At 44.0% G+C, this 26,004-nt stretch carries 25 protein-coding genes; 12 read left to right on the forward strand and 13 right to left on the reverse strand.

Features of this window, described 5'->3' with window-relative positions:
• Positions 1 to 28 precede the first annotated feature (28 nt).
• Positions 29 to 409 carry a DUF3461 family protein gene (locus tag DFP77_RS07805; protein ID WP_114411724.1) on the forward strand — a complete coding sequence of 127 codons (381 nt, stop codon included), beginning with the start codon at positions 29 to 31 and terminating at the stop codon, positions 407 to 409.
• 157 nt (positions 410 to 566) lie between these two features.
• Complete coding sequence (gene tsaC, locus DFP77_RS07810; RefSeq protein WP_114411725.1) at positions 567 to 1,124, forward strand: L-threonylcarbamoyladenylate synthase type 1 TsaC; 558 nt, start codon at positions 567 to 569, stop codon at positions 1,122 to 1,124.
• A gap of 132 nt (positions 1,125 to 1,256) precedes the next feature.
• On the opposite strand, the gene DFP77_RS07815 is transcribed toward tsaC, so the two are convergent.
• The 12 genes from DFP77_RS07815 to amaB form a co-directional block, all read right to left on the reverse strand.
• Positions 1,257 to 1,970, reverse strand: coding sequence for an ABC transporter ATP-binding protein (locus tag DFP77_RS07815; protein WP_114411726.1), 714 nt, complete (start codon positions 1,968 to 1,970; stop codon positions 1,257 to 1,259).
• Positions 1,967 to 2,848, reverse strand: a complete 882-nt coding sequence (locus DFP77_RS07820) for an ABC transporter ATP-binding protein (RefSeq protein ID WP_114411727.1) — start codon at positions 2,846 to 2,848, stop codon at positions 1,967 to 1,969. The genes DFP77_RS07815 and DFP77_RS07820 overlap by 4 nt, the downstream gene beginning before the upstream one ends.
• Complete coding sequence (gene livM, locus DFP77_RS07825; protein WP_114411728.1) at positions 2,845 to 4,119, reverse strand: high-affinity branched-chain amino acid ABC transporter permease LivM; 1,275 nt, start codon at positions 4,117 to 4,119, stop codon at positions 2,845 to 2,847. The genes DFP77_RS07820 and livM overlap by 4 nt, the downstream gene beginning before the upstream one ends.
• The gene (locus DFP77_RS07830; RefSeq protein ID WP_114411729.1) at positions 4,120 to 5,031 is read right to left on the reverse strand and encodes an ABC transporter permease subunit; all 912 of its coding nucleotides are present in this window, start codon (positions 5,029 to 5,031) and stop codon (positions 4,120 to 4,122) included.
• Between the two features lie 89 nt (positions 5,032 to 5,120).
• Positions 5,121 to 6,230: a branched-chain amino acid ABC transporter substrate-binding protein gene (locus DFP77_RS07835; protein ID WP_114411730.1), complete on the reverse strand. Its 1,110-nt coding sequence runs from the start codon at positions 6,228 to 6,230 to the stop codon at positions 5,121 to 5,123.
• Positions 6,231 to 6,630: 400 nt separating this feature from the next.
• Positions 6,631 to 7,650 (reverse strand): divergent polysaccharide deacetylase family protein, encoded by a 1,020-nt coding sequence (locus tag DFP77_RS07840; protein WP_258861087.1) that lies wholly within the window; start codon positions 7,648 to 7,650, stop codon positions 6,631 to 6,633.
• 84 nt (positions 7,651 to 7,734) lie between these two features.
• A complete protein-coding gene (locus DFP77_RS07845; protein ID WP_114411732.1) occupies positions 7,735 to 9,021 on the reverse strand; it encodes a S41 family peptidase in 1,287 nt (428 codons plus the stop codon).
• Between the two features lie 51 nt (positions 9,022 to 9,072).
• Complete coding sequence (locus DFP77_RS07850; RefSeq protein ID WP_114411733.1) at positions 9,073 to 10,212, reverse strand: murein hydrolase activator EnvC family protein; 1,140 nt, start codon at positions 10,210 to 10,212, stop codon at positions 9,073 to 9,075.
• Positions 10,213 to 10,219: 7 nt separating this feature from the next.
• Positions 10,220 to 11,749, reverse strand: a complete 1,530-nt coding sequence (gpmI, locus tag DFP77_RS07855) for a 2,3-bisphosphoglycerate-independent phosphoglycerate mutase (RefSeq protein ID WP_114411734.1) — start codon at positions 11,747 to 11,749, stop codon at positions 10,220 to 10,222.
• A gap of 111 nt (positions 11,750 to 11,860) precedes the next feature.
• A complete protein-coding gene (locus DFP77_RS07860) occupies positions 11,861 to 12,763 on the reverse strand; it encodes a LysR substrate-binding domain-containing protein (RefSeq protein WP_114411735.1) in 903 nt (300 codons plus the stop codon).
• Positions 12,764 to 12,977: 214 nt separating this feature from the next.
• Positions 12,978 to 14,249, reverse strand: a complete 1,272-nt coding sequence (locus tag DFP77_RS07865; protein WP_114411736.1) for an NAD(P)/FAD-dependent oxidoreductase — start codon at positions 14,247 to 14,249, stop codon at positions 12,978 to 12,980.
• A 122-nt stretch (positions 14,250 to 14,371) separates the two neighbouring features.
• Entirely contained in the window at positions 14,372 to 15,916 is a 1,545-nt protein-coding gene (gene amaB / locus DFP77_RS07870) for an L-piperidine-6-carboxylate dehydrogenase (protein WP_114411737.1), read from the reverse strand.
• A gap of 178 nt (positions 15,917 to 16,094) precedes the next feature.
• Between amaB and DFP77_RS07875 the strand changes: the two genes are divergently transcribed.
• From DFP77_RS07875 to DFP77_RS07915, 9 genes are all read left to right on the forward strand, one after another.
• Entirely contained in the window at positions 16,095 to 16,964 is an 870-nt protein-coding gene (locus DFP77_RS07875; protein WP_114411738.1) for a LysR family transcriptional regulator, read from the forward strand.
• Between the two features lie 117 nt (positions 16,965 to 17,081).
• A complete protein-coding gene (locus DFP77_RS07880; RefSeq protein WP_114411739.1) occupies positions 17,082 to 17,885 on the forward strand; it encodes a DUF1338 domain-containing protein in 804 nt (267 codons plus the stop codon).
• Positions 17,886 to 18,082: 197 nt separating this feature from the next.
• Complete coding sequence (locus DFP77_RS07885) at positions 18,083 to 18,502, forward strand: rhodanese-like domain-containing protein (RefSeq protein WP_114411740.1); 420 nt, start codon at positions 18,083 to 18,085, stop codon at positions 18,500 to 18,502.
• 11 nt (positions 18,503 to 18,513) lie between these two features.
• On the forward strand, positions 18,514 to 18,765 hold the full coding sequence (gene grxC / locus DFP77_RS07890) for a glutaredoxin 3 (RefSeq protein ID WP_114411741.1): 252 nt from the start codon (positions 18,514 to 18,516) through the stop codon (positions 18,763 to 18,765).
• 101 nt (positions 18,766 to 18,866) lie between these two features.
• On the forward strand, positions 18,867 to 19,352 hold the full coding sequence (secB, locus tag DFP77_RS07895) for a protein-export chaperone SecB (protein ID WP_114411742.1): 486 nt from the start codon (positions 18,867 to 18,869) through the stop codon (positions 19,350 to 19,352).
• A 235-nt stretch (positions 19,353 to 19,587) separates the two neighbouring features.
• Positions 19,588 to 21,255 carry a COG3014 family protein gene (locus DFP77_RS07900; protein ID WP_114411743.1) on the forward strand — a complete coding sequence of 556 codons (1,668 nt, stop codon included), beginning with the start codon at positions 19,588 to 19,590 and terminating at the stop codon, positions 21,253 to 21,255.
• Between the two features lie 64 nt (positions 21,256 to 21,319).
• Positions 21,320 to 21,946 carry a penicillin-binding protein activator LpoB gene (locus DFP77_RS07905; protein ID WP_205116078.1) on the forward strand — a complete coding sequence of 209 codons (627 nt, stop codon included), beginning with the start codon at positions 21,320 to 21,322 and terminating at the stop codon, positions 21,944 to 21,946.
• A gap of 2 nt (positions 21,947 to 21,948) precedes the next feature.
• On the forward strand, positions 21,949 to 22,977 hold the full coding sequence (locus DFP77_RS07910; protein ID WP_114411744.1) for an LPP20 family lipoprotein: 1,029 nt from the start codon (positions 21,949 to 21,951) through the stop codon (positions 22,975 to 22,977).
• Between the two features lie 107 nt (positions 22,978 to 23,084).
• Positions 23,085 to 23,417: a PBPRA1643 family SWIM/SEC-C metal-binding motif protein gene (locus DFP77_RS07915; protein WP_114411745.1), complete on the forward strand. Its 333-nt coding sequence runs from the start codon at positions 23,085 to 23,087 to the stop codon at positions 23,415 to 23,417.
• A gap of 99 nt (positions 23,418 to 23,516) precedes the next feature.
• Here DFP77_RS07915 and pobA read toward each other — a convergent pair whose 3' ends face one another.
• Positions 23,517 to 24,719 carry a 4-hydroxybenzoate 3-monooxygenase gene (pobA, locus tag DFP77_RS07920; RefSeq protein ID WP_114411746.1) on the reverse strand — a complete coding sequence of 401 codons (1,203 nt, stop codon included), beginning with the start codon at positions 24,717 to 24,719 and terminating at the stop codon, positions 23,517 to 23,519.
• 290 nt (positions 24,720 to 25,009) lie between these two features.
• Here pobA and DFP77_RS07925 point away from each other — a divergent pair, with 290 nt between their 5' ends.
• The gene (locus tag DFP77_RS07925) at positions 25,010 to 25,906 is read left to right on the forward strand and encodes a helix-turn-helix domain-containing protein (RefSeq protein WP_114411747.1); all 897 of its coding nucleotides are present in this window, start codon (positions 25,010 to 25,012) and stop codon (positions 25,904 to 25,906) included.
• The last annotated feature ends 98 nt before the right edge of the window (positions 25,907 to 26,004 follow it).

A 26,004-nucleotide genomic window follows, 5' to 3' on the forward strand; every position in this document is an offset into this window, starting at 1 on the left:
ATGACCATTAATAAACGGGAAAACTGTTATGTATCCAACACTTCAGTCCATGGGTATCACAAGCATACAGGACATTGAAAAATTCACTTTGCGCTATGAAGGCGGCCACGATGTTTTAAAAATTTACTACCGTCGTGAAAAAGGCTCGCTACTTCCAAAAAGTAAAAAATTCAAATTTGGTCGCTCGACTAAAACCGTTTTAGCAGACGGCGGTCAACAAACTTATCGACAAGTACAAGAGCCTTCTTTAATTGTCTTACGTGCAATGGAAGAGCTAGAGAAAATCGTCGGTCGACAGCACGAAACCAAAGCATCAAAAGAAGATTTGATCAAAGAACTTGAGCACTTAGAAAAAGTCGTTAATAGCAAAATTAACGAAATCAAAGTAAAAATTGAGTCGATGCAATAAATCAATTTGATCGTTTGACAGAACTCCCTCTTTTGACTGAGCGGTGACTTACTATCGCTCAGTCATTTGATCACATTACCAACTAGCCCCATTTATAAAATCTCGCTACAATCTCCCGCTATTTCATATCTACTATATTTTTCAGAAGCCAATTATTATGAATCTTATAACCTGCGTCGAAGAGCTGGCCGATATTATCCGTAAAGGCGGCGTTATAGCTTACCCAACAGAAGCAGTTTGGGGATTAGGCTGTGATCCTTACAACGAATCTGCTGTAAGGCGAATTCTGGCCCTAAAAGATCGTCCAGAATACAAAGGTCTGATTTTGATTGCGGGGGCAAAAAACGAGCTAACACCCTGGCTACAGACGCTAGATACAAAAGCAGCAGAACGCTTAATTAGTAAAAATGACATTCCCATTTCTTGGGTCGTACCGGATACAACAATCACCCCGAGCTGGGTGAGAGGTGAGCATCAAAGTGTCGCCATACGCCTTTCACAGCACCAACCAGTACAACGTTTGTGTGCGGCTTATCAAGGCGTCATTGTGTCAACTTCGGCTAATCCTGCGGGGCTAGATCCAGCCATGAGCGTAGAAGAAATAAATGCGTACTTTGGTGACAAAGTGGATGCTATTTTTAACGCATCACTAGGTGGCGCTTCACAACCCTCACAAGTGAGAGACATTCTGACAGACACCCTGTTTCGAGCTTAAATTAAGCCAATACGGATAGGTATATCCATCTATTGTGTATAAGCCCAGTTTTTACCCACAATACAAAATAAAAAAGCGCGGTGACCTTGTTTATAAACTGGTCACCACGCTTTTTTCTTACTTTAACTGAGTTTAATGACCGCCTAGATAAGCATCACGCACTTCAGGATTAACCAAGAGCTCCGCTCCAGTTCCCGTCAATCGAATCTCACCATTCACCATAACATAGCCACGATTGGCCAGTTTTAGTGCATGGTTAGCATTCTGCTCCACCAAGAAAATTGTCATCCCAGTGCTAGCCACATCTTTCAAAATTTGAAAAATTTGCTTAACAATTATTGGCGCCAAACCTAGGCTTGGCTCATCCAATAAAAGCAATTTTGGACGACTCATTAGAGCTCGCGCTATAGCCAACATCTGCTGCTCACCACCAGACATGGTCGATGCTCGCTGGTTACGACGCTCCAATAACCTAGGGAATAATCCGAACATACGCTGCATATCTTCTTCCGCATGATCCATGCCGATTGGAATCGTCCCCATTAATAGGTTTTCCTCCACTGTCATGCCTGGAAAAATACGACGTCCCTCTGGCGATTGAGCCAAACCGTGAGAAGCCACGTAATGGGCAGATTTTTGTGATATATCTTCACCGCGATAAATGATTTCACCGGAAGAAATTCGAGGCTGACCAAATATAGACATTAACAACGTCGATTTACCCGCGCCATTCGCACCAATCAAGGTAACAATTTCACCTTCATCTACGGTTAGAGAGACTTTTTTTAACGCTTGAATCGGGCCGTAATGCACGTCAACATCTTTAAACTGCATCAATGTAGTCATAGTGTTACTTCCTCGCCTTCTTCTGCACCAAGGTAAGCCGCAATAACCTTTGGATTACTCTTAATATCATCTGGACCACCTTTGGCAATAACTTCACCATGGTCTAACACAACGATGTAATCGGAGATATCCATTACCATCCCCATATCGTGCTCGATTAACAGAACCGTCGTGTTGTGCTCATCACGGAGGACTCGAATCATCTTCGTTAAGGCTTCAGTTTCAGATGGGTTTAAACCTGCAGCAGGCTCATCCAAACAAACAATTTCAGGATTAGTACACATGGCACGCGCAATCTCTAAGCGACGCTGCTGCCCATATGAAAGTTCGCCTGCCAGACGGTTTGCTGAATCCACAAGGTCCACTACACCTAACCAATAAAAAGCACGTTCTAATGCTTCTTCTTCGGCTTTTTTATAACCTTTCGTGTTCAAAATTCCAGCAATCAGACTGCGATTAACAAGCATATGCTGAGCAACTAACAAATTTTCAATCACAGACATTTCTTTAAACAAACGAATGTTCTGAAATGTTCTAGACAAGCCTGCTCGGTTCACAAGATGAGACCCACCGAACATTTTGTACTTAAGACGAGAGGCAAATGAGGCAGGTGAAATAAAGTCAGTCGCTTTGAAAGGTTCGCCCAGTACTTTAATAATACTGGTTTCTTTACCGCCAGCAGATAATTGAATCTTGCCACCAGTCGCTTTATAAAAACCGGTAAGGCAGTTAAACACAGTGGTTTTACCCGCACCGTTAGGTCCAATCAAAGCTGATACTGAACCGCGCTTAATATCAAAAGTCACATCATTTAGCGCTTTAATACCACCAAAGTGCATCACCAAGTTTTCAACAGCTAAAATATTTTCTTGGTTCATTTCACCACCCCTTTTTTCGGAGAAAAGCCTGTTCTAGTTACACGAACAATGCCCCGAGGCTTCCAAATCATCATTACCACCATCAAAATACCAAACATCAACACACGGTATTCTGCGAACTCCCTTAACATTTCAGGTAATACTGTTAAACAGAAGGCAGCAATAACTACACCTAATGTTGACCCCATACCACCTAATACCACAATCGCTAAAATTAATGCAGACTCAAAGAAAGTAAATGAGGACGGATTAACAAAGCCTTGGTAAGTCGCGAAAAATACACCCGCCAAACCACCAGTCGAAGCGCCTATCATGAAAGCAGAAAGTTTCACCAACACATGGTTCAACCCCAATGACCGACAGGCTATCTCATCTTCGCGTAGTGCTTCCCAAGCACGGCCAATTGGCATTTTTACCAGACGATGCTTGATAAAAAGCACGGCCCATACAACAGCAAATAGTACGATATAGATAAACATGTACTTATAAGCAGAATCATAGGGGATATTAAAGAACTCGTGGAAGGTTTCACCGTCTCTCGACCTGCGCTTAAACTCCAAACCAAAGAAGGTTGGCAAAGGTGCTGACACACCATTAGGACCATGAGTGAATGACGCCCAGTTTGTTAAGATAAGACGAATAATTTCACCAAACCCTAATGTCACAATCGCCAAATAATCACCATGCATTCGCAATACAGGAAAGCCTAATATAGCCCCAGCAAACGCCGCAAGTATGGCAGCAATTGGCAACATCGACCAAAAGCCTAGTCCTAAGTTTTCATAGCCTAATGCTAGGCCATAAGCCCCGATGGCATAAAAGCCAACAAAACCCAAATCCAGTAGACCGGCCAAACCGACAACGATATTTAGACCCAAGCCCAGTAAGACATAGATTAAACCTAGGATAATAACTGTCAGTACATATTTAGACGCGATAAAAGGTATCAAGAGACCAACCGCGATGACCAATGGAATAATCCATATCATTTTGGATTTATGGCCAGGAGGAAGAACCGTGACGCCGTCATCACTATTGGCATAACGAAAAGCCAGCGCGATGCCTTTTTCTGTCTGCAAGAAGCTAGACATAACAAAACGTCCGACTGCAACTACCGCCACAATCCAAGCAACTCGCCCAAATTCGGCATTGAAACCGTAACCATCCAATACGACACCAACAATTGGCCCAAACAAAACCAATGCCATTAAGCCAGCAATGAAGGCATCAACACTACTTTTCTTAAAATTTATTCCTACTGCTTGGCTCATTTATACTTTCTCCACTTCAGGTTTGCCTAGAAGGCCACTTGGGCGAATAATCAAAATGAGAACTAATAAAGAGAATGAGAAAACATCTTTATAATCAGAACTAATCAACCCAGCAAACAGAGCCTCAGATAATCCAAGGATTAGCCCGCCTAGCATAGCGCCAGGTAAAGAACCTATGCCGCCAAGCACCGCTGCAGTAAACGCTTTGATACCAATAATAAAGCCAACATAAAAATCAAATGCGCCATAGTCTAATGTCACCAATACACCAGCCAAGGCCGCCATCACAGCACCGATCACGAATACCGTTGATATAACCTTATCTGTGTCGATACCCAAAATAGACGCCATTTTTCTGTCTTGCTGAGTCGCTCGACACATGCGGCCTAATTTTGTTTTTTGAATAACATAAGTCAGTACGCCCATTCCCAATAAGGAAACGAACAAAATAAATAATTTCATATAAGTGATTTGTACAAATCCATCACCCACTGAAAAGCGGATAGCGCCAGTCAATAGAGTTGGAACACCTTGTTGGTTCGCTCCCTGACTCAATTGCACGTAGTTTTGTAAAATCAGCGACATACCGATTGCAGAAATTAATACTGCCAAACGGCTAGAGCTTCTTAATGGTCTATAGGCGATACGTTCAATCACCCAACCATAAGCCCCCGTTACAGCAACGGTAAGAAACAATGTACCAACAATAATGATAGGAAAAGATTCGATACCGAAGAATGTTAAAATCGCAATAGCAATAGCGGTGATATAAGCTGACACCATATACACGTCGCCATGGGCGAAGTTAATCATGCCTATAATGCCGTACACCATGGTGTAACCGATCGCAATGAGTCCGTAAACAGAACCAAGGGTAAGACCGTTTACCAGCTGCTGGAGAACGATATCCATCGTAAGACCTCGTGGGAATTTAGCTCAAATAGAGAGGATATCTGCTAGCAGATCCTTGCTAGCAGATACATTTATGGAGATTCTAAAAATTAATTTAGCTGAATGGATTTACCATTTTGCCATTCATACATCACGTAATCGGAAACAACCAAATCGCCTTTATCATCGAATTGTTTTTTGCCCATTACGGTATCTGTAGCGTTATTTTTTAGCCACTCAGCGCCCTTGATAGGATCTAAGTCATTATTTGCCAAAGCTGCCGCAGCTACTTGCATAGCGGTGTAAGAATATAATGTGTAGCCTTCTGGCTCGTAACCGCTAGCACGGAACTCGCCTACTACTTTTTTACCAGCTGGGTATGAGGTTGGATCAGCACCAAAAGTGTTTAAGACACCTTCAACGTATGTCGGAGAGCCTGCAACAGAAACAAACTCATCCGATACAATACCGTCACCAGACATAAAGATGGCTTTTGAACCTTGCTCGCGCAATTGGCGAACCAAAGGACCCGCTTCGGAATGAAGACCACCGAAGTAAACAACATCTGCGTCTACAGAACGAATCTTAGTGATCAATGCGTTGAAATCTTTCTCACCACGAGTCAGACCTTCATACATCACTTCTTTTTCGCCATAAGCGTTAAGTGTTGACTTCATAGCATCAGCAAGACCTTTACCATAAGTATCTTTGTCGTGAATGATTGCAACACGCTTAGCCTTAAGAACATCAACAATATAACTTGCTGCTACGTCACCTTGCTGATCATCACGACCACATACACGGAAAACGTTAGGAAAGCCTTGATCAGTTAATAGAGGCGCTGTCGAAGCAGGCGTAACCATTAGAACACCAGCTTCTTCATAGATTCGAGAAGCAGGGATAGAAGAAGACGAACAGAAGTGCCCAACCACAGCCAAAGCTTCATCAGAGTCAACTAAGCGGTTAGCAACCGAAACGGCCTGTTTTGGTTCACAAGCATCATCCGCTTTTACAAGCTTTATCATTTCACCATTAATACCACCTGCAGCATTAATGTCCATGGCCGCTTTTTCAGCCCCTTTCCACAATTGCTCACCGAACGCTGCGTATGCCCCTGTATGAGGACCCGCTACACCAATTACTACATCAGCTTGAGCCAGTGTCGCAGCACCAGCAACCGCAAGAGAAATTAATGTTTTTCTAATAACCGCATTTGACATAAGAAAAGCCTCTATTCGTTTTGTGATTTATCGTTATTATTCAAAAGCAAGAAGCGTTCCAACAATTTTACCCATAGAAAAAGTATAAAATGTGGAACTTAATACAGCAACTATTCAAAAAATGTGCACCGTAATAAGGCTACACATTAATATCACTGCCATCTTTGGTCAATAGTAGTGCAGATAAATTGTACAAATTGATCGAATTAAACGCTGCGTTTAAAAATATAAGCAAAATTAATCACTAGGTTTTTTTATAAGAAAAGGTTTTTCCACTAAAGTGGTTCGATAAACGCACTATATGAGGGCGAAAGCAAAGAGAGTCATACCTATAAGGAATAACTGATACAAAGCCAGAGTAATAATGCACTCAATGCTCAATCAGATGATAAAACAAAACTCAATTATCTGGCTCACCCTGAGAAGACACTAGCAAAAAAGACAGCGGAACGAGAAGCACACCATCATGCTCCAAACTGGATAGGCGTTTTTTCAAATAAGACATAGTTTCTGGGTAAGGATGACCAATCGCCAGCGCACTCCCGTTCTTTCTGGCAAGTTTTAGTAGGCGCGTGAATTGCTTATCAATGGCAGCCTCGGTGCGAATATTATCCAAGAACACGTCACGGCTGACTGTGTCTAAACCGTACTCTTGCGCTGTTTTCTTAGCAACACTTTTCGGGCTGGTTAAACTGTCGATAAAAAACAAAGATCGGCCTTTTAGCGTTTCCATCACCCAAGCCATAGAGTTGGCCTTGGTGGTTAACAAGCTCCCCATATGGTTGTTCACACCTTGAATACCCGGCAAACCGTCTAAGTCTTTGCTTAGCGTCGCTTTTAATTCGTCTTCCGTCATATTGGCATACAAACCACCAGGACCAAGCTTCAACTCTCGTTGATTTTCCATCGGAGCATGTAATAGTGTAATACGTTTTTGCTTTTGTGCCGACGTTGCCGTTTGCATAGCAAAAGGGGTACTTGGCAAGATGGCCAAGGCCACTTCTGTCGGCAGCGATAAAGACGAATCCATGCCATGACGGTTGTAGCCTAGATCATCAATTAAAATCGCAATCCTTGGCATTTTAGGATGCACATCCACAGCCAGTATTTTAGAGGGCGCCGATATCTTGGGCTCACTGCGTTCAAGTGGTGCTTGTTCCTCAACACCATCAGATGCATCCAAAAAAGGCACAATAGCAGGAGCCCAAGGCTCCCTAGCATCTAATAAAATATTACCCTTGTCTGCATTAGTCTGTTCAACTTCGTCTTCTGCCAACACGTTTGTGTCAATGACAGGACCCAAATGCTCAGGCAAAACAACCGCCTCCTCAGAACGAGCGGCATCTTGCTGCGCCTCAATAAAAGCCACGTCTTCGACCAAAAATTCACTTGAATCATTTGCCCATACAGACAATGCCAATGAACAAATCACCACAGAACAAATTTTCTTAAAATTAACCAAGCGAACCATTACCCAAAAAAAATACGTTTATAAAACAAAAGGCTACTTATGCGAAAGCTTAGGCAGAGTTTTTAAAATAGTCACCGCCTGATAAAGTTGAAAATCCGTTTTTGCCAACTCTCCAATGTCGGATTTCACGTCAGAACTGGTACGTTCCTCTCCACCCGTTCCGTTTCCTAAATGGCCTTTTAGTTCGGCTTCCTTAACAAAAAACTGCCCTTTCTCGAACGTCAGTGTCGCCTGTGGCACCACTAGGTCCGGCGTGATACCTTGAGCTTGAATCGAGCGGCCATTTGGCGTGTAGTAAAGTGCGGTAGTCAATTTAACCGCATCACCATGAGATAGAGGAATCACGGTTTGGACCGATCCTTTCCCGAACGTTTCTGTGCCCATAATCACTGCCCGCTGGTGATCTTGTAAGGCACCAGCAACGATCTCAGACGCAGAGGCAGACCCCTCGTTTACAAGGACAACGAGCGGAGTATTGGCCAACTTGGTATTTTTCTCTGTTGCCGTAAATTGGCTCTTGGACATATCATGGCGGCCATTCGTATAAACAATCATGCCTGTATCAATAAAAGCATCAACTACACCTACTGCGCTTTGCAGCACACCGCCTGGGTTATTACGCAAATCCAGAACAACGCCTTGAATCTTGTTTTCTTTTTTCAGCTTATCAATAGCAAGGTGAAACTCTTCACTGCTGTCGCCTTGAAATTGGCTAATACGAAAATACGCAATACCTTCGCCTAACCATTTATCCGTCACACTGGCATCTTCCACAAGTCGACGCACAAGCTCAAAGTGCTTAATCTCACCATCACGCTCGATATCTAAAGTCACGGTAGTGCCAACTTCGCCACGCATCATAGTAACGATATCCTGCATACCAAGATCGGTAATAAGCGTGTTATCAATCTTCACGATGACATCACCAGCTAAAATACCAGCTTCTGCAGCCGCAGAACCGTCAACAGGCGCAACAATAGTCAAACGTTTGTCTTTCATTTCGACTTCAACACCAACGCCAGCATAGTTACCAGACGTTAGCTCATTAAAATCGACTAATTCTTCTTTGGTAAAATATTCAGAATGCGGATCCAGGCCTGACACCATGCCTTTCAAAGCTTTATTCAGAATATCTTGATCTGACATTTCTTCCACATAACCTTCTCGAATGGTTTCAAAGGTTTCAACAAAAGACTGTATCTCAGCACTCGGCAGCTTAGACTTCTCCTGATTTCCTTCCGGAGTTTGCGCAGCAAAAACAGGCTGAGCTAATAGCGCAATAAATATAAAAGAAACCTGTCTACGCAAAGTATTGTTCATGGTCATTCCTATCACTGGTTACTAGGGCGTATTTATTCGTTGTGTAAAAAATCACCCAGCTCTTACCCAAGAAAGTGGTTTTAATGGCGTGCCATTGTGTCGTATAGCAAAAAATAAAGCCGTGTCTGGGCGACCACCCGTACTGCCAGCCATTGCCACAGTATCATTAGCGCCAACCCACTCTCCAACTTCTTTTAAAAGACTTTGATTGTAACCGTATAATGACATGTAACCGTCACCATGATCTAAAATAAGTAAAAAGCCGAACCCTCGCATCCAGTCAGAGAAAACAACTCGACCTGAAAATATGGCGTGTATAGGCTCACCTTCTTTAGCACGTAATGTCACACCACCTAAATTTATGCTGCCATTAGTCGATAGTTCAGACAGTTTTTTTAAAGGGCTGATGAGCTTACCTCGTTGTGATGAGAAAGGCACATCCTGATCAGGAATCTGAATATCAGCCAACGCTTCTTCTAAACGCTGTAACATATCTTGTAAGTTTTTCTGGTCTTGTACCAATTGCTTCGCGCGCTTGTCGCCTGTTGCCAAATCTTTGTCTAGCTTAGCAAGTAGGTCGCGTCGATCCGCTTGCTGACTTGTCAACCGATTACGCTCTGCCACCAGCTCTGTTTCTTCTTTGGCTTGCTGGGCTCTATGGCTACGAATGCTTTTTTCGACAAGATTTAAATCACTTACTTCGGTCACAAAGCCATTAATAAGCGATTGTCTAGCATTAGAAAAATAACGGTTGTATTGCACTAAACGCTCAGCATCTTCTGAGCTATCTCCATTGAGGAGTAGCTTGATACTTTCTTCATTGCCGGAACGATAAACCGCCCTCAATTGGGCGGCTATTTGTTCATTTTGTTGCTGAATACTCAGCTGCAGAGACCGCTGCTGGACTCGTAGCTCCCCGAGCTGTTTCTCGCCTTTTTTGAGACTTTCCTGAATACTTTGGATTTTTTTAAGCAACTCTTGGATATCTTTTTCTTTTCCTTCAAGCTGCTTTTCCACATCTGAGCGCTCAGATTTTATATCTTTTAGCCAGCTGTTAAGCTTTTTCAAGTCTTTCTGTAAAGCCTGAATCTGCTGCTTGGCCTCTTCTGGCGTTTGAGGCTCACCTGCCGCCCAGCCAATGCTGGACAACAGGAATAAACTCAAAAAAAGATGGCGGAATAATACGGTCATTCTTGCCTCAATCCCGTGTCAGCAAGCTGACACCTGTCATCTCTGCTGGCTTTTCCATTCCCATCATATCGAGCAAAGTAGGCGCAAGGTCACACAATGCCCCTTCTTTAATGCCTAACCCTTGAGTAGGAGAGAACAAAACCAGCGGTACAGGACCAATAGTATGAGAGGTCAACGGCTGAGCACCATCATCGCTTAACATCTGCTCCACGTTACCGTGGTCAGCAGTAATCAAACACTGACCACCGTTCACTTTCAAAGCTTCAATTATACGACCTAGACAAGCATCAACCGCTTCAACGGCTTTTACTGCGGCTTCAAAAATACCACTGTGACCAACCATGTCACCGTTGGCAAAGTTACAGATGATAGTGTCGTATTTACCCGCTTCGATGACTTCCACCAGCTTATCGGTAACTTCTGGCGCACTCATTTCTGGTTTTAAATCGTAAGTGGCAACATTCGGAGAAGGAATCAATTCGCGCTCTTCGCCATCAAATAAAGCTTCTTCGCCACCATTAAAGAAAAACGTAACGTGAGCGTATTTTTCGGTTTCAGCTATACGCAATTGTTTCTTATCGTTCTTCGCCAAGACTTCACCCAAGGTATTAGTCAAGGCAACGGGAGGAAATGCCACGTCGGCTTTGATAGTTGAGGCAAACTCAGTGAAGGTAACAAAAGACGCTAGTTTTGGATAAACAGCGCGAGTGAAACCATCAAAGTCAGCTTCGGTGAACGCACGAGTTAACTGACGAGCACGGTCTGGACGAAAGTTTGCGAAGATAATCGCATCGCCATCTTGCACAGGTGCAGATTCGCCCACAATAGTCGCTTTTACAAACTCGTCATTTTCGTCACGTTCATAAGCCGCTTGAATAGCCGCTTCCGCCGTATCCGCTTGAAACTCGCCTTTACCTAAAACAATGGCATCGTATGCCGTCTGCACTCGATCCCAACGATTATCGCGGTCCATTGCATAATAACGACCCGTTAAGGTAGCAATTTTACCAACGCCTAGCTTTGCCAGTTTAGCGTCTAGCTCAGCCGCTGGCGTTTTAGCAGAACGTGGTGGCGTATCACGGCCATCGGTGAAACCATGAACGTAAACTGCTTTTGCACCGCGCTTGGCCGCTAGTTCGCACATCGCCATAATTTGCTCATGGTGACTGTGAACACCACCATCAGACAACAAACCTAAAATATGAACCGCTTTGCCAGCACCAACTGCTTTATCAACCGCATTTACAAGGGCTGCATTTTCAAAAAAAGAACCATCTTCAATGGCTTTACCGATACGAGTAAAGTTTTGATAAACCACGCGGCCAGCACCTAAATTCATGTGCCCAACTTCAGAATTACCCATTTGACCTTCGGGTAAACCCACCGCAAGGCCAGATGTTTTAATAAGAGTATGTGGCTGATTATTCCAAAGTGCGTCCCAGTTAGGCGTATTCGCAGCAGCAATGGCATTGGATTTGGACGTTTCGCTGTATCCCCATCCATCAAGAATAAAGAGAGCTGTAGTTTTTTTGTTCATGTTAATCTATCCCGTAAATGGCTCATGACTATGCCTCGATACTACCACAGGCTTGTAATTTAATTACAGAGCAGCACAACTATTCAGACTATTAATTTCACTAATGATAAACTAAGACTGATTTCGCTTAGCTAATAACCAGTCTCGAAAAACCACGACTTGCTCAAGATCGGCCTTGTCCGCTGGATAAGACAAAAGATATTCATGGGGCGTAGAAACAGCATCACCGAATGGTGCCACCAGCTCGCCATTTTTCAGGCTACGTTCGGCCAGCACACTTGGCATAATGGCAATTCCCATACTGTTTTTAGCCGCTTCAAGCAACATATGAAAATGCGCAAAAGAAGCACCAGCGAAAGAACCACTTTCCAACCCTTGGGAAACCATCCAATCTGGCCAAGCATTAATGCGAGACGATAAATGCAAAAATGGAAATAGTGTCACGTCTTCAACTTTCCATGCATCCATAGTTTTATCTCCCATTCTTGCTAATAGTTCAGCAGAACAGACAGCAATCACTTTTTCCTTCATCAACTGATGGGAGATCGCTCTCGGCCAATGATCGCCACCATAATGCAAAATGATATCAATGCTTTCAGGATCTATTTTTGCAGCGTCATCTAGTGAGCGAACTTTAATTTGAAATTGTGGATGGGCCGTTTGAAACTCTGCCAGAAGCGGCATCAGCCAATAAGAAGCTAAGGTAGGCAAAGCCGATATAGTCAGTGTGGTTTTTTCATCTTCTCTATGCAGCATACGTAAACAAGCGTTTTCCATGCCATCAAGCAAGGGCACCACTTCTTTGTAATAAGCCGCGCCCGTTCCTGTTAATACCAAACGCTTATTGAGACGAATAAATAAATCTCGCGACAAGAATTCTTCAAGGTTACGAATTTGTCGACTGACCGCACTCTGAGTCAGGTGCAACTCTTCCGCCGCCTTAGTAAAACTTAAGTGTCTGACAGAGGCTTCGAAGCATTTTAACGCGGTTGACGATGGAATATAACGGCGCATCTAGACGTTGCTCATTCACGTAAATTAAAAGACAAAAATTGAAAATAAAAACAAGAAGAGAATAACTCTATCCTATATCACACTGATTCCCAACCGGAAAAATAAAAAACGCACCATAAAGATGCGTTTTAGTGTAAAAGTTATTCGCAGTAAACTTATGCCAGTGCCAAACTAACCGTAACATTTACATGATGTAGCGAGCGCAGTAATCATTCTAATCCAAAGCGTGAGACTGTTGCCCAAGATGATAAGTATGAGCACCTACTTCATAAAACAGGCGCTTCAGCTCTCGAAACGAGATATCTCGCAGTAATGTTGTTGGTATAGACAAGCTTTCTCTTCGACCCGACAGCCACTCTGCCAACTCAGCGCCAACAACAGTTCCTGGCCCAATACCTCGACCGCTGTAGCCTGCCACACTAAACAAGCCTTTTTGTAGCTGCTGGCAATGGGGCAAATGGTCTTCGCTGTAAGCGATTTTTCCTGTCCAGCAATAGTCCCATTCCACTTTGCTTAGAATAGGGAACAATTCAGATATCCGCTGGGTCGCCCAGTTTGAATGAACACCACCCTCACCACCCATACCACCAAACACTAAACGGCCTTGCTGATCCAAACGGAAAGAACTCATTACAGTACAGGTATCCCAAACGCCTTCTTTGTTAGGTAACACAAAGGCCAATTGCACGTCGCTTAAAGGCTTAGTTGCCAACTGGGAATAAAATATAGGCACAAATTTACGTGCTTGTTCTTTCACTCCGAATTCGCTGTACGCATTCGTCGCGAGAATCACTTTTTCAGCATTTACCTGACCTTTTTCCGTGTGCAAAACCCAGCCATTTTCAGCAGGTTCAATTTTGCTAACGGGCGACTGATCAAAAAGCTTAGCGCCTTCTTTTAACGCCGCATGGGCAAGGCCACGAGCGTAAGCCAATGGCTGAATCGTTCCAGCTCTTGGGTCAAACAAGGCAGAATTGAATTTGCCAGAACCAATGCGAGCTTGGGCTTCTACGGCATCCAACAACTGAACGGGCGCTCCGCGTTTTTTCATTTGTTCATAACGACGTTGTAATTGCGCCAAACCGTTTTTCCCCACGCCTGCGTGCAAGGTTCCGTTACGCACAGGTTCGCATTGAATGTCGTATTCTTTAATTAGGCTGTAAACAAAATCAGGTGCCGCTGCCAATGCCTCGTACATAACATTGCCCGCTTCTGCGCCAATAGCCTGATCCAGCTGATCTGGTTCTAGCCAAACACCGGCGTTCGCCAAGCCAACATTTCGACCCGAGCCGCCAAAGCCAACCTCTTGCGCTTCAACCACAGCAACGGAAACACCAAATTTAGCCAGATGCAACGCGGCAGAAAGACCTGTAAAGCCCGCACCGACGATCACTACTTCGACATCCACGCGCCCTTCAAGAGGCGTTAATACTGGCGCATCTGGAGAGCTTGCTCGCCATAACGAATTGCAGACTTTTTCTGACATAAGACGACCCCATTAAAGACATTGGCCAAACTGTTAGCCAAAACCTAAACAGGCGAGAACGCCTCGCCTGTAACTGACCTAAAAAAGCGCTTGCCTAAAGAACACTCCGCAAAAGAACATCCTTACTCAAAGACGATCCCTTGAGCCAACGGCAAATCACCACCGTAGTTCACTGTGTTTGTGGTGCGACGCATGTAGTTTCTCCATGCATCAGAACCAGATTCACGACCGCCGCCCGTTTCCTTCTCACCACCAAACGCACCACCAATTTCAGCGCCAGACGTACCGATATTAACGTTGGCGATACCACAGTCAGAACCCGCTGGTGACATAAACATTTCTGCTTCACGCATGCTTTCTGTAAACACTGCGGAAGATAGGCCTTGTGGCACTTCATTTTGGATTTCAATCGCTTCGTCAAACGTCTTGTAAGTCAAAACATACATGATAGGCGCGAAGGTTTCTTCATGTACGATTGGCGCATCGTGAGCAATACGAACAATCGCTGGACGCACATAGAAACCACCAGCAGGAACACCTTCAGTGACACGTTCGCCACCGAAGACAACTTCGCCGCCTTGTTTCTTAGCGGTTTCTAGGGCCGCTTGCATGCGGTTGAAGCTGCCTTCATCAATTAACGGCCCGACCAGATTACCCTCAACGATTGGGCTACCGACGCGAAGCGAACCGTACGATTTCGCCAAACGCTCAACCAAGCCATCAACGATAGATTCATGGGTAATCAAACGACGTAATGTTGTACAACGCTGACCAGCTGTGCCCGCTGCAGAGAAAACAATCGCACGTAGGGCAAGATCCAAATCCGCGGAATCAGACACTATCATGGCGTTATTACCACCTAGCTCTAACAAAGAACGACCTAAACGACCCGCGACTGTTTTCGCCACAGCTCGACCCATCGCAGTTGATCCTGTTGCAGACACCAATGGGAATATCTCGTTCGCAGCAATCGCTTCACCAAGATCACGATCACCAATCATTACAGACACTGCCGCTTTCGGGATATCCGGCATATCGGCAATGACGTTTTGTGCGATTTGGTACATAGCCAAGGCACACAAGGGCGCTTTTTCAGAAGGCTTTAGTAGGATTGGATCACCACACACCAGACCCAGCATGGCATTCCACGCCCAAACGGCCATAGGGAAATTAAACGCAGTAATAACGGCAACAGGGCCAAGTGGCTGCCACTGCTCCATCATACGGTGACCAGGACGTTCAGACACAATAGACAAACCATGCAACATACGTGATTGACCGACCGCGAAATCACACACGTCGATCCATTCTTGCACTTCACCCAAGGCTTCAGGGACGATTTTTCCGGCTTCCAAAGAGATCACTTGTGCTAACTCATGTTTGTACTTACGCGCTTCGTCTCCAATTCGACGAACCAATTCACCGCGACGTGGCGCAGGAATGGTACGCAATACTTTAAAGGCGTCTTTTAGTTCAGCATTTACTTTATCTAACTGTGCTGGTGTTGCGTTGTTAAAGGTAGACAATGCTTTGCCATCAATTGGACTGTGAGCTGAAAAAGTGCTGCCTTCACCCAAAGCAAGCGTATTACCTGTTAATACGCTGTAAAAAGTGTCCCCTTGTTTTAACGTATTTACACCCAGTGTTTCTAAGCAAGTAAGTGACATATAAACCTCTAAAATTTATGTATGTATTAATTTCTAACTATCAACACCATAACCAGCCAAATCATAAATAAGAAATACCGTTTTCCTGCCAGTGGTCTAGTTTTTTCCTATAGCATGAGAATTGCTCTATAGGTATATTGATAGAGAACTCAAAGGCCATTCACAAAAGAGCATAACGATGGACATCCGATCATTACGTTATTTTATTGCTGTTTACGAAGAGCGCAGCCTAAGTGCCGCTGCTAAGCGTTGTTTTGTGGCACAACCGTCCATATCAACCACGGTGTCGCAATTAGAAGATGATCTAGATACAAAACTCTTTGTTCGCCATTCCAAAGGCGTATCACCAACCGACAGCGGCTCACAGCTTTACCCTCACGCCTGCAAAATGGTCAGTGATCTTAGTGCGATGCGCAGCTTATTTACCGACACACCTGTACCACTCGCTCTCTCTATTTCTTTAACGCCTTTTTTGTCGGGTGCCTTAATCAGTCAGGTTATTAAAACCATGCTCGATGAAGTCCATGGACTGACGTTAAAGTTAGTCGATGAATCAGAAAGTGCGGACCTGCGCTTTACTTGTCAGCGCTACACTAACGAAGAAGATGTGTTTTATCCCCTTTGGGAAGATGACTATGTAATCGCCATGCCACTGGATCATTGGTTAGCGGATTTCCCTTCGTTATCCATTAAACAAATAGACAAACAACCGTTCATATCTCGCACACCATGTGACATTTTGGAATCTTGGAACTACTTGATGCAAAAACAGGAGCTCACTACCGATGTTCGTGCTCAAGTAAAAACGGAAGAATATGCGTTGGACCTAGTGGCTGCAGGTTTAGGAATTTCGCTAATCCCCGAGCATTCATCACGGGGGCGTAGCGACCTGTGTTTACGACCATTAAACGACGTAAAATTAAAACGCGTGGTAGGCTTAGCTCATAAAAAAGAGCGTAGTTTTCCAGCTCATCTTATCAACACAATTTTGGCGGCAAAACAGCAATTGTTAGTAAACAAGAGCGCGCCAGAAAATCGTCTCGCATAACTTTTATGCATAACAAGGTGCATTTTTACCTTTTGCATTTCTTGTAAGTCGTGGATTAGAGTAAGTCTTATTCGATATATATTACCTCTTTCCAAACTCACAATTCAGGAGCATTCCATGAAGCCCGCCGATTTCTTCGCATCCTTATGGGATCATTACACAGACGTCACGCCCCAAGCGCAGCGCATTCAACAACTGTTCCAAAGCTACGGTGAAAACGTCCTTAACGACCACGTTGCTTTTCGTACGTTCAATAATTCACCTGTGTCATTAGAGAAGTTAGAGCCTCAACTGGAAGCCCTAGGCTATGTTGCCTATGGTGCTTTTACTTTCGAGAATAAACACTTAAAAGCCCGCTGTTATAAGCACAGAGCCGATGCGGATTCTCCGAAAGTGTTCCTATCTGAGTTACTGGTTGAAGAGCTTCCTGCAGAATGCCAAGACATCATTGCTAAATTTATCGCACAAATTCCGAGTGATGCAGTGCAATCCCCGGCTATTTTTTGGGCTGGAAAGCTATGGGATACACCAACAGAAGCCGAATATCTCACGCTAGCGGAGCACAGTGAATACGCTGCATGGTTATCGACCATGGGATTACAAGCTAACCATTTCACTGTCAGCATTAATCACTTGCAGAAATTCCCTACGATTGAAGATGTAAATACTCTATTGTTAAACGAAGGTTACGCATTAAACCAAGTGGGTGGCTTAGTAAAAGGCACACCTGATTCCTTCTTGGAGCAATCTTCCACCATGGCCGACAAAGTCGAATACACCTTTACTGATGGCCAACAGAAAACCATCCCTAGCTGCTTTTATGAGTTCGCTCGTCGTCACACCATGCCAAACGGCGTGCTGTTTGATAGCTTTATCGAAGGCAACGCAGACAAAATCTTTGACTCAACCAGCACCAAGTAACGGACTGAAAAAAACTCATCACATAACGAGCCCCAGTGGCTCGTTTTTGCGTTTTAAACCTTGTAGCATCATATCTTTGTCATCTTTGTGTGATAAAAACCTTTATGTAATGTGACAAGCAAAAGTAGTTCTTGAGAGCCTGTACCGATCCATCAGGCCGTGTATAATGCTCGCAGTTTAAATATGAGCCTACTATTATGATTAACCAACTTATCGAATTTTCTATGAACCACTGGGAAATGGTCGCAGTCTTTTTTGCGATTCTTGCCACTTTACTTTTTGTTGAAAGCAAAGGCGGCGCTCAGGGGCTAACACCTTCTGCTGCAACGAACCTAATGAACAATGAAGATGCTGTCATTGTTGACATTCGTCCGGCTAAAGAATTCAGCACAGGCTATATCACTGGCGCAATGAATATTCCAGCTACTAAGATGAAAGAGAACCTAAGCCGTCTTGAGAAACACAAAGATGCCCCCATCATCATAGTTTGCAAATCTGGTGTAACGTCCGGCGCAAGCGCAAAAGACCTTAAAAAATCAGGCTTTAGCAAAGTATATAAACTTCAAGGTGGCATTGCAGAATGGCAATCATCTAACCTGCCACTGGTTAAAGGGTAAGAGTAACTATTATGACCACCGTAACTATCTATTCGAGTGATTACTGCCCGTTTTGCGTTAGAGCAAAACAATTGTTATCAGCAAAGAATATTGCTTTTAACGAAATCCGCGTTGACGGAGAGCGTGAATTAAGACAAGAAATGATGGAAAAAAGTGGTCGTCACACCGTCCCACAAATTTGGATTGGTGAACAACACATTGGTGGATGTGACGATCTGTACGCTCTTGAGCGCGAGCAAAAGTTGGATGCCTTACTTGCATAAAAGTAAGAACGCCAATTATTCGCCTGCACAGAGTGAATAAACGTACTAACACTAACCATCGCAACACAAAAACATAAAAATCATAGAAAAAGGGAACCAATATGTCCGATACAGCGGAAACACCAGAAGCAACAACACAAGAAGCGCAAGCACCACAACTTTCCATGCAACGCGTATTTCTAAAAGACATTTCTTTTGAATCTCCACGCTCACCAATGATTTTCCAAGAAGAATGGAAACCAGAAGTAGGCTTGGAGTTAAATACTAAAAGCCGCCAAGTAGGCGAAAATGTCTACGAAGTCGTTTTGGAAATCACTGTAACCGTGAAAAACAGCGGCAACACTGGCTATTTAGTACAAATTCAGCAAGGCGGTTTGTTTGTTATTTCTGGTCTTGATGATCAGCAATTGCACCACGCATTGGGTGCTTTCTGTCCAGCAACTTTGTTCCCATACGCTCGTGAAAACATCGATGCTATTGTGGTTAAAGGCAGCTTCCCAGCCATCATGCTTGCACCAATTAATTTCGATGCGCTTTATGTTGAAAGCCTACAAAATCAACAAGCTGAAACTGAAACAACACAATAATCTGTATTGGTTGAAACACACAGTTTAAGGTTATAAAAAAGGAGGCTATTCGCTTCCTTTTTTTATTGCATAATAGAAGACATAAATATCCTCCGTAATATGGAAGCTGTGATGAAGAAGAAAAAAAAGCCTTGTCCAAATTGTCTCAGAGCTCGCTGGTTAATTCTCTATCTCGGTTGCTTTGCTTTGTTTGGCATTCTTGTCGTTAACCAGTTTTTTGAAAAGGGAATGTAAGGTGAGGTTGCTCCTTCTGTGGCTTAGTGTGAGCGTGTTGAGTGGCTGTGCTACCTACCAGCAAGATATTGAAGCAGGCTTAAGTTTGGCCAAAGCTGGCGAATGGAAAGAAGCGGAGGAGCAACTAGAAGACGTACTATCCAACAAGCAGGACTCACTACTGTATTACATGGAAATTGGTGCTCTTGCACAAAACCAGGGAAATTACGAACGCAGCAATACATTACTAGAAAAAGCAGAGCGATTAAGCGATACCTTCTTTCCTGATAATTTTTCGAATCGCTCCTGGGCTCTGCTCAGCAACCCAAGACAAAGCGACTATCGCGGCAGCGGGCTAGAACGCGTTTACATCAGCTATCTTAAATCTTTGAACTACCTAGCTCTGGCTGAGCAAGAAAAAAATAGCGCTAAAAAGCGCCAACTCAATGATGCAGCCTTAGTAGAAGTACGACGCATTGACATCAAACTTAATGAAATCCGCGCCCAAACCCCAAGTTATCAAGACCTTAATACCAAAGAAAACCAAGCCTTTTACATGAAGGCATTAAACTGGTTAGGTGATTTTTACACTGGCGGACGTGACACCGATAAATTCCTCTATCGTGATGATGCTTGGGCTCGTTACTTAGCTGGGCTGCAATACGAAATCGATGGCGCATTCGATGATGCACGTATCAGCTATGAAAAAGCCGCTAACCTGTATGAAGACGGTTATGCCATGCAATATGCTTTGCCTAGCACAACCGCAGATCGAGCTTGGCTAGATGCGATTCGTATGATGCAAAAAGGCGGTTTCAGTCAAAGTGAAGTTCAACAAAAAATAGACACCAAACTGTCTGCAGACATGCAAGAAACCCTCAAGCAATACAGCAAAGGCGACGCAGAATTAGTGGTTTTAGAGCATCAAGGCTTTATTCCCGATAAAAGCGAAATGACCCTATTGCTGTACGCAGACCCTCAAGCCTATTCATTGGTACTTGAACCACTTCACGGTGGCGGTAGCCAAACTGCAAATGACTCATTTCGTTGGTTTACCATGGTGTATGCTGACATTAACCCACTAAACCTAATCGCCAATTACAAAGCAGGAGGAGCATGGGGAACTTTTTCAGGTGTCTTTACCAAGCGAGTTATACTTGGTCGGCCTGTTTGGCGGCAACTGCAGGATATCAACGTAGACCGATTGCTCACGGAGCAAACCATTCGTGTCACAGTCCCCTATTATCAACGCTTTACACTGGATCAGCATCAGCCAACGCTACAAGTAAATACGTCATCCATCGCGCCTTTTAAAAGCGCATTACGAATGACATCGCTAGCCGACATAGCCTTTCAAGAGCAACTAGCTCAAGCTCAACGAGATATTTATGAAGGCCTAGTAAGAGAATTACTACGCAGTTGGTTAGCCTATCATGCGTCATCAAGTGTTCAGGACCAAAATGTCGCTTTGATTTTAAACCTAATTGGCCAAGTCGCCGTGTTTGCCTCATCAGCAGCAGACACACGGAATTGGCTCACACTGCCTGCGCAAGTCAGACTAACCCGTGAGCCTCTGCCACCCGGCAACTACAACCCAGAATACAAAGTGGATAAAAATACATTCTCTCTCGGTGGGGTCAGCTTAGAAGCCAATGAAATTAAACTTTGGAATCTTCGCAACCCCTATTAGACTCTATTAAATTGATTATACTAACGGCTTGGCATCAGGCTAAAACGGACGTAAGGAAAATATTATGCGCATCGGAACTCTTAAACAGCCGAATCTAATTTCTCTATCATGGAAAGCGCTTATCGCTCTCTCCATGACTGTATTACTGACAGCCTGTTCTGGCAGTGTAAAACGTCTTGATACCAATGAAGATGTGATGCTGTCTGACCGCTGGAATGACACAGACTCTCGCCTTGTCGCGGAAGAAATGATGAACGATATGCTGACATTCCCATGGTTCCGTAACTATAACTTCAGCAATAAAGGCAACCCAACAGTTATTGTTCAAACCATCCGTAACAAAACCTCTGAACACATTCCTGTTGATACCTTCATCAATGATATCAAACGCAGCTTGTTACGTGCCGGCAAAGTCGATTTTGTTGTATCCGGAGCTGAACGCGATGAGGTACGCAGCGAACGCGAAGAGCAAGAATTAAACGCAGCACCGGACACTGTCGCCAAGTTCGGTTTAGAACAAGGCGCTGGCTTTGCCCTATCAGGTACCATTAACTCCATTGTGGACTCTAATGGCGACCAACGTGTAAGCTTCTACCAAGTTGACCTTAAATTGATTGATATGACGACAAACCGAGAAGTTTGGAATGGTCAGAAGAAAATCAAAAAATTGGCAGACAAAGGCTTTTTCTAACTATGAAACTCTCCGCTTTACCAACATCGTATAACTGGATAATGGTAACGGGTCTATTATTCAGTCTAACTGGCTGTACAGGTTTAATGACCGAGCCCGAGCAAGCACCAGAGACCATACCAGACTGGGTGTTGTCGCCACCTCGTGATAATACCCATTTATACGGTGTTGGCAGCGCGCCACGTATTGAAAACATTGCTCTCGCTTTTAATCAGGCAGAGCAAAACGGCAATGCTCAAATCGCCCAGCAGCTGCGAACCCAAGTCAGTCAGATTAATACTCAAGACACGCAAGTTCGATCTGGACAAGGCGGAGAGCAAGTTTCAAAAACACAAACCGCCTATACTCAAGTCACCACATCCCCCATTGAGTTAGAACAAACCAAGAACGAGAAACGCTTTGCAGGTGAAAACTACGTCTATGCCATGCAATCCATTGACCGCAGACGCATTGTTGCCAAACTCATAATAGCTATCAACGACACAGACTCAACGATTCGCAAAGAAGCCGCATTGTTAAGCAAGGCCGACGACCAATATCCTGCACCGCAGGATTGGCAAACCTATATGCAGCTTATTCCGTATTTTGCCCAACGCAAATCCTACGTAGATGAGCTAACAATGTACTCCGTTGAGAATACAAGCGCCGGTAAAGCCGCCTCGGATATCCAAGCGATAGAAAAGCGGCTTAATCTCGCTCTAAGCCATTATGGATTTGATGTGTCTTCGACAAGACAAGCCGACCAATTAGCCAGTGCACTCTCGCATTTTGGCCTAACACCCAAAAGCGGCTCGCTTTTCAAACTAAATAGCAAAACCGTGCTACATACGGAAGAACAAGATGGACGCTTTTATGCTTTTGAAGACGGAACTCTAGAACTTATCGACCCATCGGGTTCACGCTTGGCATCTTGGACTGTCAGCTCTAGAGGCATCGCGAAAAATCAGGGCAAAGCCAAAGAGCAAGCGTCTTACAACTGGTCAAAGCAAGCTGTAGAGGCCATGTTTACTTGGTTAACTCGCTTGGATTAACGCCTTCCACCGTCATGAAAGATATACGCTATGTGCTCTAAATTCTGTTAGACTGCGCCGCATTAGCCACTCGCTGTGAGTGGCTGCACGTACCATTAGGAACACCAGTGTCAAAATTCTTTTATCGTGGTAGACCCGATATCATGGGTAAGCATAACCTAGGCAATTATCAGCCTAAGCCTAAAGTAAAACCTGGTAGCGAAGAGAACCCGCTCATTTTACAAGTTCAAACGCCTGAGCGTGAGAGCGAAATAAATGCCATCTTGATCGCTAACGACTTGATCGCAGAAATTACGATTAACAGCGAAGTGGCCGAAGATATTACGCCTTTGGATATGGTGCTTAATAAACCAACTCCACAAATCGCTGAAAAAGCACCACAACGCAATGACCCTTGCCCATGTGGAAGCAGCAAGAAATACAAAAAGTGCTGCGGCTAAAATGCTAAGCTCATTAGCATCACTAGGCTCTAACAAATGAAAATAGCGGTATCTAATTAGATTACCGCTATTTTTTTATCACAAACTCGCCGTTATCCGTTAAGCAAGATCTTCATAAGGCAAACCGACATATTGCATAGCAATAATACGGCGCCCTTCTTCATTGTCCGTGTAAAAACTCAGTTCAGAACTCATGAACTTTTCATGAGTTGCAGCATCAGTATCCTGTACATCACCCTGTCCAAAATCATGCAGCATGCTGGTCATCCACCATGAAAAACGCTCCCCATGCCAAACACGACGCAAACAAATATCGGAATATTGAGAAATGCATTCTTTGTCGCCTTCTTTATAAACACGCGTCATCACTTTATACAAGGTCGCCACGTCAGAAGCCGCTAGATTCAAACCTTTAGCGCCAGTTGGAGGAACAATATGGGCCGCATCACCAACTAGAAACAAATTGCCGTATTGCATTGGCTCACACACAAAAGAGCGCAACGGCGCAATGCTTTTCTCAATACTGGGTCCAGTCACTAACTTAGCGGCTACGTCGTCAGGCAGACGGCGCTTTAGCTCTGTCCAGAAATCATCATCGCTCCAGTTTTCTACTTTGTCAGTAAGAGGTACCTGAAGGTAATAACGAGAGCGAGTTGCTGAACGCATGCTGGTCATGGCAAAACCACGATCCGTTTTACAGTAGATCAATTCGTCGTTAACCGGTGGCGTATCAGACAACACACCTAGCCAACCGAACGGATAAACACGCTCGAACTCTTTTCGGGACGACTCAGGGATAGTTTGACGAGACACGCCGTGGAAGCCATCACAGCCAGCGATGTAATCACAGTCTAATCTGTGTTGTTCACCGTTCTGCTCAAAGGTCACATAAGGCGCGTCGCTTTTCACATCATGCAAAACCACATTGCTGGATTCGTAATAAGTGGTTAAACCCGTTTTTTCACGTGCGTCCATCAAGTCTCGGGTCACTTCGGTTTGCCCATAAACCATCACGGTGCTGCCACCAGTGAGTTTTTCCAATTCAATCTGCACGCGTTTGTTGTTAAACGCCAGTTCCACACCATGATGCACTTGGCCTTCACGATCCATACGTTCACCAACGCCGGCTTCACGGAGCAAATCCGTCATACCTTGTTCAAGTACACCGGCACGAATTCGACCTAAAATATATTCCCCAGAGACTCGCTCGATAATGACATTATCAATGCCCTGCTTTGCTAATAGTTGACCCAGTAGTAGACCAGATGGACCAGCACCAATAATGGCAACTTGCGTTTTCATGTCTCTCTCCAATTATTGTTATTTTCGATGTCGATTCAGTGATAAACCTCTTTATGACAACCATAATGGAAGATAAACACATAAGACGTTAGGTGATATTTATTCAAAAAATTGTACTTTTTGATCAAGATTATTTTTCTAGAAAGACATCATCAACTCAAATATAAGTGACTTTTTTAGCCTTTTACCCTATAAATATCGATAAATAGCTATTTTTTTGTACTTTTTGCAGAAAAGTAAAAACTCTCTCTGAAAGTACATTTATGTCACTTTTAAATAAGAAGAAAAAAATGCAAAAACAAAAAACCGACATTCCTCACTTTGGGCTTTATGGTGAGTCCAGTTGGATTGATGACTCTGAATTTTTCCATATAGAAGACATAGAATCCCGCAGCGGTGATTTAGGCTGGAAAATCAATCCGCATCGACATGCGCAACTATTTCAAATTCTGATTGTAAAATCGGGGGAAGTGAAAGTTCAGCTCGATGAGCAGCAGCAAAAGCTGCAAGGTGCATGGGCGATTATTGTTCCTGCCGGTGTTGTCCATGGTTTTCGCTTTGCACCAGATACAGATGGACGCGTCATCACCATTGCCGAACCGCTACTAGAAGACGCTTACAAAGAAAAAGCCGCCAAATATATCCAACCACTACTAAGCAAAGCCAGCTATATCGACTTCAATGGCCAACGCAGTATGTTTGCGGAGCTTTGGCCATTGATACAACAGTTGGAAAGCGAGTCCTCTTATATACGCGAAGGTCGCGCTCTTATGAGTGAGTATTTAATCAGAGCGATTCTACTAATGCTTCATCGACAACAAGTGAATAGCGAGCATAGCATTACCAACAAAACAGAAACCAGCCAGGCACATCAACTCAAAGAGTTAATAGAGAAACACTACCGAGAGCACTGGAATAGCCATCAATATGCCGACGTCTTGGGCACATCCACCAGCCGTTTGAATAGACTCAGCAAAACCGCCTTCAACCAAAGTGTACTCGACTTAATTCATGGACGAGTATTGTTAGAAGCCAAACGTAGCCTTATTTATACCGCTCGTTCAGTAGAAGAAATAAGCTACGACTTAGGTTTCAAAGACCCCGGTTACTTCTCTCGTTTTTTTAAGCGCTCCATAGGCATGCCTCCAGGTAAATTCAGAGCACTGACCAACCAGCCCGTCATATGATGAATTTATCTAATCTATTAGCTGAAAATTGATCGTTTGCTGAATGATTGGTCAGATCCTAAAATAACAAGTGTCGAAAATGACTTAACTTTTTAGGA

Source organism: Marinomonas foliarum, assembly GCF_003337275.1.
Classification (GTDB): domain Bacteria; phylum Pseudomonadota; class Gammaproteobacteria; order Pseudomonadales; family Marinomonadaceae; genus Marinomonas; species Marinomonas foliarum.

Bases quoted from the DNA above. Each gene is read 5' to 3' on its own strand.
- DFP77_RS07805 (WP_114411724.1), top strand. From the start codon at position 29: ATGTATCCAACACTTCAGTCCATGGGTATCACAAGCATACAGGACATT.
- tsaC (WP_114411725.1), top strand. From the start codon at position 567: ATGAATCTTATAACCTGCGTCGAAGAGCTGGCCGATATTATCCGTAAA.
- DFP77_RS07815 (WP_114411726.1), bottom strand. From the start codon at position 1,970: ATGACTACATTGATGCAGTTTAAAGATGTTGACGTGCATTACGGCCCG.
- DFP77_RS07820 (WP_114411727.1), bottom strand. From the start codon at position 2,848: ATGAACCAAGAAAATATTTTAGCTGTTGAAAACTTGGTGATGCACTTT.
- livM (WP_114411728.1), bottom strand. From the start codon at position 4,119: ATGAGCCAAGCAGTAGGAATAAATTTTAAGAAAAGTAGTGTTGATGCC.
- DFP77_RS07830 (WP_114411729.1), bottom strand. From the start codon at position 5,031: ATGGATATCGTTCTCCAGCAGCTGGTAAACGGTCTTACCCTTGGTTCT.
- DFP77_RS07835 (WP_114411730.1), bottom strand. From the start codon at position 6,230: ATGTCAAATGCGGTTATTAGAAAAACATTAATTTCTCTTGCGGTTGCT.
- DFP77_RS07845 (WP_114411732.1), bottom strand. From the start codon at position 9,021: ATGAACAATACTTTGCGTAGACAGGTTTCTTTTATATTTATTGCGCTA.
- DFP77_RS07850 (WP_114411733.1), bottom strand. From the start codon at position 10,212: ATGACCGTATTATTCCGCCATCTTTTTTTGAGTTTATTCCTGTTGTCC.
- gpmI (WP_114411734.1), bottom strand. From the start codon at position 11,749: ATGAACAAAAAAACTACAGCTCTCTTTATTCTTGATGGATGGGGATAC.
- DFP77_RS07860 (WP_114411735.1), bottom strand. From the start codon at position 12,763: ATGCGCCGTTATATTCCATCGTCAACCGCGTTAAAATGCTTCGAAGCC.
- DFP77_RS07865 (WP_114411736.1), bottom strand. From the start codon at position 14,249: ATGTCAGAAAAAGTCTGCAATTCGTTATGGCGAGCAAGCTCTCCAGAT.
- amaB (WP_114411737.1), bottom strand. From the start codon at position 15,916: ATGTCACTTACTTGCTTAGAAACACTGGGTGTAAATACGTTAAAACAA.
- DFP77_RS07875 (WP_114411738.1), top strand. From the start codon at position 16,095: ATGGACATCCGATCATTACGTTATTTTATTGCTGTTTACGAAGAGCGC.
- DFP77_RS07880 (WP_114411739.1), top strand. From the start codon at position 17,082: ATGAAGCCCGCCGATTTCTTCGCATCCTTATGGGATCATTACACAGAC.
- DFP77_RS07885 (WP_114411740.1), top strand. From the start codon at position 18,083: ATGATTAACCAACTTATCGAATTTTCTATGAACCACTGGGAAATGGTC.
- grxC (WP_114411741.1), top strand. From the start codon at position 18,514: ATGACCACCGTAACTATCTATTCGAGTGATTACTGCCCGTTTTGCGTT.
- secB (WP_114411742.1), top strand. From the start codon at position 18,867: ATGTCCGATACAGCGGAAACACCAGAAGCAACAACACAAGAAGCGCAA.
- DFP77_RS07905 (WP_205116078.1), top strand. From the start codon at position 21,320: ATGCGCATCGGAACTCTTAAACAGCCGAATCTAATTTCTCTATCATGG.
- DFP77_RS07910 (WP_114411744.1), top strand. From the start codon at position 21,949: ATGAAACTCTCCGCTTTACCAACATCGTATAACTGGATAATGGTAACG.
- pobA (WP_114411746.1), bottom strand. From the start codon at position 24,719: ATGAAAACGCAAGTTGCCATTATTGGTGCTGGTCCATCTGGTCTACTA.
- DFP77_RS07925 (WP_114411747.1), top strand. From the start codon at position 25,010: ATGCAAAAACAAAAAACCGACATTCCTCACTTTGGGCTTTATGGTGAG.